Genomic DNA, 8,896 nt, shown 5'->3' with positions numbered 1-8,896 from the left:
CACTAAACTATCTTGATACGCAGAATCTAGGGTGTGGGCGAAAGTGACGGAAGCAGGTCAATCTGACGTGGTGAGATTGCTGTTAGCGACTTGTCGCTTACAGCAAGGCGCAGGTGGAGATCCACTTCGTCGCTGACGAAGTTAGCTCCGCCGAGCACCCTCTCCACGACAGATTGAAACCTGCTGGAGTCGCTTTTGCCCGCGCCCGACAGTTTACTGGTCTACCCAACGCAAAATGCTTACGCTGCCGGACAGTGACCAAACAAAAGAAGTGAGCCTAATAACAGCTCACTTCTTAGATCGTTGAATCGTTGTGTTCAATTAACGGCGTTTGGCGCTAGTTTTTGCCGCTGATGATTTGGCCGGAGCTTTCTTTTCCTCGGTTTCACGCAGCGACTTTTGCTGGTGGGCTGGCTTGGCGAAAACCATACGCCCGGCAGCGGTTTGGATGGCAGATGTTACGATAACTGCCAACGGCTGATTCATATAGAACTGGCCGTCTTCGACCACCACCATGGTGCCGTCTTCTAAGTACGCAACGCCTTGTTGTCGCTCGGTACCGGCCTTGATCACGTTAACGGTCATGCCTTCGCCTGGCAAGACCTCAGGCTTCAAGGCGTTGGCCAGCGCGTTGATGTTCAACACCGGTACGTTTTGGAACTGAGCGACCTTGTTGAGGTTGTAATCGTTGGTCATCACGATCCCATCGAGCATCTTCGCCAGCTTCAACAGCTTGGAGTCGACCTCGGTCATGTCGTCAAAATCGCCATCATACATCTCGACATGCAGGTCAGGATCTTCCTTCATTCGGTTCAAAATATCCAACCCACGACGGCCGCGGCCGCGCTTTAAAGCATCTGCTGAATCCGAGATCAGCTGCAACTCATGCACAACAAACGTTGGCACCAGCAGCGTCCCTTCGATGAAGCCGGTTTTGGCAATTGCCTCCACCCGACCATCGATAATCACAGAAGTATCCAACAACTTGTACTTGCGGTAGTTATCGTCAGCTTTGCGCGCTAAGATATCCCCTGACTCGCCTGTGTCTTTAGGCTTCGTCCGAATATTCAGCAACTTGCGCCACTCTTCGCGACGCGTCGTGCCCATTCGGAACCCGAGATAACCCAAAAAAATCATCAAGATGATCGGAAGCAACGCACCAAACGGGTCTGGAAGATTATAAAGTGGAATCGAAATAATGGCAGCTAAAACCAGACCGATAATGGTACCCAAACTCCCAAACAACAAATAACTCGGTGATTGTTTCTCAAGGAACACCTCAACCTTTTTTAACTCGCGGATAATGAAACCAGCAGCCAATTCTGACAGGATCAAGAAGACTACTAGTCCTATTAACGCATCAACTAACACATTGTTGATCCAGCGGCTATTTTCTAGTCCCAGCAATTGCCACAACGCCGGCAACAAGCCGATGCCGACACCTAAGCCGACAATGCCAAAAATAACCGTAATCACACGTTTTTTCATCTCGCAAGCCTCCTTTCCTCATCAATTCATTAATCGGAATTAGGCAAAAACCTTGCCCAGTGCCTCGGCAATCGAGGTGACACCGATTACATCAATCTTATCACGACTAGTCCAACCTTGCAGGTTATTCTTAGGGACAAAAATCCGCTTAAAACCAAGCTTTGCCGCTTCTTTGATCCGCGATTCGATCCGGTTGACGCGCCGGACCTCACCGGTCAATCCGATTTCCCCAACGAAACAATCTGTCGGCTCGATTTCTTTGTCTCGATAAGAGCTCGCCAAGGCCATGGCCACCGCCAGATCGATCGCGGGTTCATCAAGCCGGACACCACCGGTCGCCTTCAGATACGCATCTTGATTTTGCAACATCAAGTTCGCGCGTTTTTCCAACACAGCGATGATCAAACTCACCTTGTTATGGTCGATACCAGTACTGGTACGCTTGGCATTGCCATACTGCGTCGGGGTCATCAGCGCTTGGATCTCGACTAAGATCGGGCGTGTTCCTTCCATTGAGACAACGACAGCCGAACCGGTGGCGCCGGCCAGCCGTTCCTCTAGAAACAGCTCGCTTGGGTTGGCGACTTCTTTCAGGCCGCCTTCTTGCATCTCAAAGATCCCGATTTCGTTAGTGGAACCGAACCGGTTTTTGACTGAGCGGAGCATCCGGTATGTGTGGTGCATGTCGCCTTCAAAATACAGCACCGTGTCCACCATGTGTTCCAAGATCTTCGGTCCCGCGATCGCGCCTTCTTTGGTCACATGCCCGACGATGAAAATGGTGATCGTTTTGGACTTGGCGATCCGCATTAACTCGGCCGTCACCTGCCGCAACTGCGATACGGACCCCACTGCAGAATTCATCTCCGGCATATTCATCGTCTGCACAGAATCGATCACGACATAGTCGGGATGCATATCATCGATTGCCTGTTCGATGCTTGGCATGTCAGTTTCTGGATAAAGGTACATCCCCGACTTGCCAACACCCAAGCGGCCGGCACGCATCTTGATTTGACTAGCAGATTCTTCCCCAGACACGTACAGCACCTTGTGGTTGGCGCTGGCGAGCGTCCCGGAAACCTGAAGCAACAACGTCGACTTCCCGATCCCTGGATCGCCACCAATCAAAATCAGACTTCCCGGCACGATCCCGCCGCCAAGCACCCGGTTGAGTTCACCGAGTCCAGAACCGATACGCGTTTCTTCTTGGACCTCAACATCGTCTAATCGCTGCGGCCGGATCTGGTGCCCATCAGCGGCATGCCGCGGTGCCGCTGACTTGGTGACCGCCGGCGTCACCACTTCTTCCTCAATCGTATTCCAGGCACCACAGTTCGGGCAGCGCCCAAGATACGACGCAAACGTTCGTCCGCAGTTACTGCAGACATAGCGCGTAGTTGCTTTTGCCATAAGCCTTCCTCCTCATTCAAAAGATACGCAAAACCATTCAATTCTTTCACGCACACTCGTTGTCCGACAGCGTAAGTTGTAGTTGGCTGTAGACCAATCGCGGTCGGGTGCGGGCGAAAGTGACTCCAGCAGGCTTCAATCTGTCGTGGAGAGGGTGCTCGGCGGAGCTAACTTCGTCTGCGACGAAGTGGATCTCCACCTGCGCCTTGCTGTAAGCGACAAGTCGCTAACAGCAATCTCACCACGTCAGATTGACCTGCTTCCGTCACTTTCACCCACACCCTAGATTCTGCGTATCAGGATAGTTTGATGTCATGGACAAGCTGGTTAATTCGTTCTTCATTAGACATATTGCCAGCCACTAGTCCGCTACTACTCTCTTAGAAGTTGCCACTTCCGGTGACGCAGGACGCTAACGTTAGGGTTTGGTGTGTGGAGGCCCGAGATGGCTCAGGCGCGCCATTGTTGTTAGCGGCTTTGCCGCTTACAACAAAGGCGTCGAGGAAGATCCACTCGTAGCGCAGCGGAGAGTTAGCTTCCGAGCGCCTCGCACCGTTCCAGCCATCTCAAAGGCCGGAACACACCAAACCCGACCTATACCACGATCCCCAACACATCCCAAAGAAGACCGACGCTGCCGGACAGTATCAGTACTTCCGGTTACTTCACGCCAGTCGACCCAAACCCTGCAGTGCGCTGGTTGCCATTGCCAAGATCACCATCAGCGAGGAGATACGGCATGAAGATACCTTGGCCGATGCGTTCGCCCTTGGCGATGACAACATCGCGTGGTGAACAGTTGACCATTTGGATGAAGATCTCGCCTTCGTTGCTTGGGTTATTGTAGTAATCCGCATCGATCACACCGATGCCGTTGGGAATCACCAGCCCGCGCTTCAACGGATTCGACGAGCGGTTAGCGAGCACCAACACTTCATTGGGCTGCATGTAAGCTTTTATGCCAGTTGGCACCAATAGCGGCTTCAAAATGCTGCTGGCACGTTGCATATCTTCTGCCGTTAGCGGGTGTTCATTTTTGATTAACCGGAACAGGCGAATAAAATCATAGCGCCAGATCGACTTCAACACGAAGTCTTCACGTGCAAAAAAATCATACCCTGCGGCGTTTTTGGTTTGGCGCTCTGGCAATTTCAGCCCCTGATCGGCGTATGCCGAGACAATCTCAAATCCTCTTTGTTTCATCATTTCCTCCATAAAGTGTACTAAGTAGTATATTACCACGAGTCACGATTGTAATCGGCCTTTAGTCCTGCTAAATTAAAAAGTAAGAGCGAAGCGCTGGGTCAAGGTTTTGCTCGCCAATTTATGGAGGTGTTAACATGGAATTCTCTCACGAACCGAACCGCATTTTTAAAGAAGCTGACGGTAAGTTACTCGCAGAGGTGACGTTTCCTGACATCGATGATGGCAAAGCGTATGTGATCGATCATACCTTTGTCGACACCAGCCTGCGTGGGCAAGGGATCGCCGGGCAGCTGATCCAAGCTGTGGTCGACCAGGCACGCAACGAAGGCAAGCTCCTCGAACCACTGTGCTCATACGCCCGCCACGCCTTTGATACCCATCCCGAATATGCAGACGTTTTGCGCCCGACTAAGGATAATTAAGTGTTACACTGGAAGCAATCACCTTTAGAGGAGGGTCAATATGTCTAAAGCAATCACCGCTGACAATCTCAAACAGTACCAACAAGATCTGAACCAAACCCCAGGTTCTGCCGCTTTACAAAAAGCGGTCATGAACAACGGGGTGTTAAAATCCGCTGAAAGCATCGAATCCCAAACCAAGATGACGCAGACCTTCTCCATCGACTTGGCCACTGGCGCTGTCTCTGATCAAAAGCAATCTGGGCGTTGCTGGATGTTTGCCGCGCTGAACACCATGCGCCACAGCATCCAGGCCCAGTTCAAGATCAAAGATTTCGAACTCAGCCAAAACTACACCTTTTTCTGGGATAAGTTCGAGAAGTCAAACTACTTCTATGAAAATGTCCTCAAAACCGCTGACCAACCTCTAGATTCACGCAAAGTCGCCTTTCTGATGACCACCCCGCAACAAGACGGCGGCCAGTGGGACATGCTGACAGCCTTGATCGACAAATATGGCATCGTGCCTAAGAGCGCCATGCCAGAGACGTTCTCGTCTTCTGCTTCGCGCGAACTCAACAGTGTCTTGAACCTTAAGCTGCGCCACGATGCCGTCGCTTTGCGCAAGCTGGCCAACGCCAACGCTAGCCAAGCTGACATCGAAGCCGCCAAATCGAAGATGTTGTCAGAAGTTTACCGGATCTTAGCCTACACGCTGGGCAACCCGCCGACAACTTTTGATTTTGAATATCGCGACGACGAGAAAAACTACCACATCGACCGCGATTTGACGCCAGAGACGTTTTACACCAAGTACATCGGCTGGGACCTCGACGCTTATCAATCCATCATCAACTCCCCGACGGCTGACAAGCCTTACGATCACTTGTACACCGTCGAGATGCTGGGCAATGTGGTCGGTGGCCGCGAAGTACGCCATTTGAACCTGTCCATCGAAGACTTCAAGGCCTTGGCGGTCCGCCAGCTCGAAGCCGGTGAATCCGTCTGGTTTGGTTCCGATGTTGGCCAGTCTTCTGACCGCAAGATCGGGATCTTAGACACAGACATCTACGACCAAGATGGCCTGTTCAACGTCGACCTCACCATGTCCAAGGCTGAACGCCTCGACTATGGCGAATCCTTGATGACCCACGCCATGGTCTTGACCGGCGTCGATATTGTCGACGGCAAGCCAACCAAGTGGAAGGTCGAGAACTCTTGGGGTAACAAGGTCGGTGAAAAAGGATACTTCGTCGCATCCGATTCTTGGTTTGATGAATTCGTCTACCAGATCGTCATCAACAAGCAGTTCCTCTCTGCTAAATTACAAGACGTCATCAAAAAAGAACAAGATAAGCCAACTGTGCTTGCACCATGGGATCCAATGGGCGCACTGGCCTAACGCAAACAACCCTCATCGTAAACGATGAGGGTTGTTTTTTTGCCCACACGGCTAGAAGTTGCATCACGAACCACCGAGTCGGTATGCTTAAGATAGGCAGTGATGCCGATGTTGACCACTACCCAGTGAAGGAGGAATTCTGATGAGTCTAGATGGTAAAATCGACAGCACCAAAGACAAGGTCGCAGGCAAGGCCAAGGAAACTGAAGGCAAACTTACCAACGACAAGACGCGCGAAGCTCAAGGCAAAGCCGAAACCTTGCGCGGCAAAGTGAAAGAAAAAATCGACGACGCTAAAGACGCAGTCGAAGACAAGATTGACGACCTCAAAGATCGTCACGACGACAAAAACACCAGATAGCGACAAGGCGCGATCGTGCCTTGTGCATTTCCCAGGAAATATCAAAGACGGCGCATCGCCTTATCGATGCGCCGTCTTTGTTTATGCTGAAATGACAATGCCAAAATATTGTCGAAGCACTGCCGGCAATTCCCCCTCCGTGATCTCACTCACTTGGCGATCTTCACCGTGTTGCACCTTCAAGGTCGTCCCGGTCAAATCAGCGTAGCCGTCTGGGTAGCGCAACGCGACATGACGCACCGCATATGCGCTGTCCCCGCTGGCGCGAAGCTGCGTTTGACCATAAAAGTCGCAGAGATATTGCTGAATCGGAGCAACCTGCATGATTGCCAGTCGGGTACCCTGCCGCTGCGATCGCCGCACCAGCGTGTACCAACCAGAACGTGCCGGGTCAGAGGTAGGATCGTCTGGCGTGATCCCGCTTGCCTGAAAACAATAAGTCTCGCCGTGAACCGTTTGCCAATCATCAGTTTTGAACTCGAGACAACCAAAAGGCGTCGGCCCGCCAAAGCCCACGTCTGCATAATAAGTTTTATCAGCCAGGTTGATGAGGAGCGCACAATGTGTTGCCGGCACAGGCGTTGCCTCGTGATGACGCAAAGGCCGACAAGGACACAGCCAAGCATCAAAGCCAAGCGCCTTGAGCAATAGCGAAAAAGCACCATTGAGCTCAAAACAAAAACCGCCTCTTGGTTGTTTGAGCAACTTCGTCATCAAGCTTAACGGATCGATGCGCACCGGAAGCCCAATATCGGTGGTGTTCAAGGTTTCAAACGGCACCGTCAATAGTTGCTGGCGCACCAATTCTTCTAAGTAGGCCTTAGACGGTGCTTGCCGCTTCAGGCCTAATTTTGTTAAATACAGTTCTGTGAATTCCTGGGGAACCTCAAAATAAGGATCCCAGGTCATATTTCTGGACCATGCCATCTACTTACCTCTATGCTGCCTAAATGCCAGTCGCCAATACCGTCTTGTCCAAGATCTGAAGCTTGGCATCGAGGGTGTAGACGATCGGTTGGGCATTGGCGACTTCGACCTGGTCGATGCCGGTATCTGAAATGTTTTCCAGATACTTGATCAACGCCCGCAACGTCGAGCCGTGGGCAACAACCAGTTGGTTTTCACCCGCCAGCAGGCGCGGTGCCAGTTCGTCGGCCCAATATGGCACCAGTCGCTGGACCGCGTCGGCAAGACTTTCCCCGCGCGGAACGATGCTGGCCGGGTAGCCGGCGTAACGCCGCGAGTGACTAGGATGGACCAACATCGGTGGCCGCCCGTAAAAACTCCGTCGCCACACCGCCACTTGGGCTTTGCCAAACAGCTGCCGCGTTGCGTCTTTGTTAATGCCGCGCAAGGCCCCATAGTGGCGTTCGTTAAGGCGCCACGACTTCGTGATCGGTAACCAGTTGGCGTCGAGTGCATCTTGCACCAAATACGCCGTCTTGATCGCGCGCTGTAACAGCGACGTGTGCACATGATCGACCAAGATTCCCGTGGCCGCCAAGGCAGTTCCTGCCGCGGTGGCCTGTTGCACGCCGTGTTCAGTGAGCGGGACATCAGACCAACCGGTATAAGTGTTGGAAAAGTTCGCGGCACTTTCGCCGTGTCGCAATAAAATCAATTTGACCATGGTCCGCCTCCAATTTTTCTATTGTACCATTTTCGTTGCAAATGAAAAAATGGCTGGAAAATGAGATTACAATTAGATATACTAAGTATAATTTCATTTAATAGTTCCTAAATGTTTACGAAAGGAGGACAGGTTATGCGAATTCGTGTCCCAGGCGTGATCACGTCACGCTCGCCGTTAGGTCAACAACTCGCCGTCGCCATCGACGCGGCGATCACCGTCAGCGTTGAAGAAGAAAGTCTCGACTGGTTCGTCGCCCATCATGATCCGCGCTTGGCGCACGATCAAACCAACATGATCGTGTCGGTCGCTGAGCGCACGGCCCCATGGCTTTTGCCACATCACCTCCAGGTCACCTCGACCCTGCCTGTCGGCAAAGGCCTAGGCGGCTCCAACGCCGCCACCCTCGCCGGGATCTTGCTGGCCAATAAGCTGGCCCGCCTGGACCTGAGTGAAACAGCAATCATTGCCGAAGCCCAACGTTATGAACCGTACCCGGCCGCATTGGCCGCCGCCATGGATGGTGGGATGCAGTTCGTTGATGCCAAGACCGGTGTGGCCACCAAGATTCCTTTGGCGCCGTTTCAATGGTTTATCTATTGTCCCAGCAAATTTGTCGAAGCCAGCGTTCCCAGCCATTTTGCCGGCACCAATGCCATCGCCGAAGATTATCAACACCTGATCACCGCCTTGAGCAAAGGCGACGATGAGTGGTTACATCATCACTTCCCGATCGAGGATCTGCGCAGCCAAGTCACCGCAGACTATTACCCTCAAGCCGAGATGGTTACCCGTGCCGTTCTTCAATGTGGCGGCTACGGCTGCTTTGCAGCAGGCAACGGCCCTGCTTTGGTCTGCTTGGCCCCGGCGACAGCGGCACGCTTTGAAACTTTGTTGCGGCGCGTTTTGACCGCCGGTGACCTGTTACACCTTGAAATCAACAACACCGGAGCCCTTGTTTCAGACTGACGACCGCGACCGGTCGTTTTTTTACC

General features: G+C 52.4%; 9 protein-coding genes. 4 read left to right on the top strand and 5 right to left on the bottom strand.

Annotated features, from left to right (window positions below):
* Positions 1 to 321: 321 nt before the first annotated feature.
* The 3 genes from ACYVRB_RS11320 to ACYVRB_RS11310 all read right to left on the bottom strand — a co-directional run bounded on the left by ACYVRB_RS11320 (position 322) and on the right by ACYVRB_RS11310 (position 4,104).
* A complete protein-coding gene (locus tag ACYVRB_RS11320; protein WP_461215463.1) occupies positions 322 to 1,488 on the bottom strand; it encodes a PIN domain-containing protein in 1,167 nt (388 codons plus the stop codon).
* Positions 1,489 to 1,527: 39 nt separating this feature from the next.
* Entirely contained in the window at positions 1,528 to 2,901 is a 1,374-nt protein-coding gene (radA, locus tag ACYVRB_RS11315) for a DNA repair protein RadA (RefSeq protein ID WP_461215462.1), read from the bottom strand.
* Positions 2,902 to 3,561: 660 nt separating this feature from the next.
* The gene (locus ACYVRB_RS11310) at positions 3,562 to 4,104 is read right to left on the bottom strand and encodes a dCTP deaminase/dUTPase family protein (RefSeq protein WP_461215461.1); all 543 of its coding nucleotides are present in this window, start codon (positions 4,102 to 4,104) and stop codon (positions 3,562 to 3,564) included.
* A 137-nt stretch (positions 4,105 to 4,241) separates the two neighbouring features.
* Between ACYVRB_RS11310 and ACYVRB_RS11305 the strand changes: the two genes are divergently transcribed.
* From ACYVRB_RS11305 to ACYVRB_RS11295, 3 genes are all read left to right on the top strand, one after another.
* Entirely contained in the window at positions 4,242 to 4,529 is a 288-nt protein-coding gene (locus ACYVRB_RS11305; protein ID WP_461215460.1) for a GNAT family N-acetyltransferase, read from the top strand.
* Between the two features lie 40 nt (positions 4,530 to 4,569).
* Complete coding sequence (locus tag ACYVRB_RS11300) at positions 4,570 to 5,910, top strand: C1 family peptidase (protein ID WP_461215459.1); 1,341 nt, start codon at positions 4,570 to 4,572, stop codon at positions 5,908 to 5,910.
* Positions 5,911 to 6,052: 142 nt separating this feature from the next.
* Complete coding sequence (locus ACYVRB_RS11295; RefSeq protein ID WP_461215458.1) at positions 6,053 to 6,271, top strand: CsbD family protein; 219 nt, start codon at positions 6,053 to 6,055, stop codon at positions 6,269 to 6,271.
* Positions 6,272 to 6,352: 81 nt separating this feature from the next.
* Here ACYVRB_RS11295 and ACYVRB_RS11290 read toward each other — a convergent pair whose 3' ends face one another.
* Together ACYVRB_RS11290 and ACYVRB_RS11285 are read right to left on the bottom strand one after the other, a co-directional pair.
* The gene (locus tag ACYVRB_RS11290; RefSeq protein WP_461215457.1) at positions 6,353 to 7,198 is read right to left on the bottom strand and encodes an arylamine N-acetyltransferase family protein; all 846 of its coding nucleotides are present in this window, start codon (positions 7,196 to 7,198) and stop codon (positions 6,353 to 6,355) included.
* 19 nt (positions 7,199 to 7,217) lie between these two features.
* Complete coding sequence (locus ACYVRB_RS11285) at positions 7,218 to 7,901, bottom strand: 2,3-bisphosphoglycerate-dependent phosphoglycerate mutase (RefSeq protein ID WP_461215456.1); 684 nt, start codon at positions 7,899 to 7,901, stop codon at positions 7,218 to 7,220.
* 135 nt (positions 7,902 to 8,036) lie between these two features.
* On the opposite strand from ACYVRB_RS11285, the gene ACYVRB_RS11280 reads away from it, so the two are divergent.
* The gene (locus tag ACYVRB_RS11280) at positions 8,037 to 8,870 is read left to right on the top strand and encodes a GHMP family kinase ATP-binding protein (protein ID WP_461215455.1); all 834 of its coding nucleotides are present in this window, start codon (positions 8,037 to 8,039) and stop codon (positions 8,868 to 8,870) included.
* Positions 8,871 to 8,896 lie beyond the last annotated feature (26 nt).

This window comes from Lacticaseibacillus boliensis, assembly GCF_054784775.1.
The sequence above is the reverse complement of the archived record's forward strand: the minus strand, read 5'-3'. Positions and strand labels throughout refer to the sequence as shown.

Bases quoted from the DNA above. Each gene is read 5' to 3' on its own strand.
- ACYVRB_RS11300 (WP_461215459.1), top strand. From the start codon at position 4,570: ATGTCTAAAGCAATCACCGCTGACAATCTCAAACAGTACCAACAAGAT.
- ACYVRB_RS11280 (WP_461215455.1), top strand. From the start codon at position 8,037: ATGCGAATTCGTGTCCCAGGCGTGATCACGTCACGCTCGCCGTTAGGT.
- ACYVRB_RS11320 (WP_461215463.1), bottom strand. From the start codon at position 1,488: ATGAAAAAACGTGTGATTACGGTTATTTTTGGCATTGTCGGCTTAGGT.
- ACYVRB_RS11310 (WP_461215461.1), bottom strand. From the start codon at position 4,104: ATGAAACAAAGAGGATTTGAGATTGTCTCGGCATACGCCGATCAGGGG.
- ACYVRB_RS11285 (WP_461215456.1), bottom strand. From the start codon at position 7,901: ATGGTCAAATTGATTTTATTGCGACACGGCGAAAGTGCCGCGAACTTT.
- radA (WP_461215462.1), bottom strand. From the start codon at position 2,901: ATGGCAAAAGCAACTACGCGCTATGTCTGCAGTAACTGCGGACGAACG.
- ACYVRB_RS11305 (WP_461215460.1), top strand. From the start codon at position 4,242: ATGGAATTCTCTCACGAACCGAACCGCATTTTTAAAGAAGCTGACGGT.
- ACYVRB_RS11290 (WP_461215457.1), bottom strand. From the start codon at position 7,198: ATGGCATGGTCCAGAAATATGACCTGGGATCCTTATTTTGAGGTTCCC.
- ACYVRB_RS11295 (WP_461215458.1), top strand. From the start codon at position 6,053: ATGAGTCTAGATGGTAAAATCGACAGCACCAAAGACAAGGTCGCAGGC.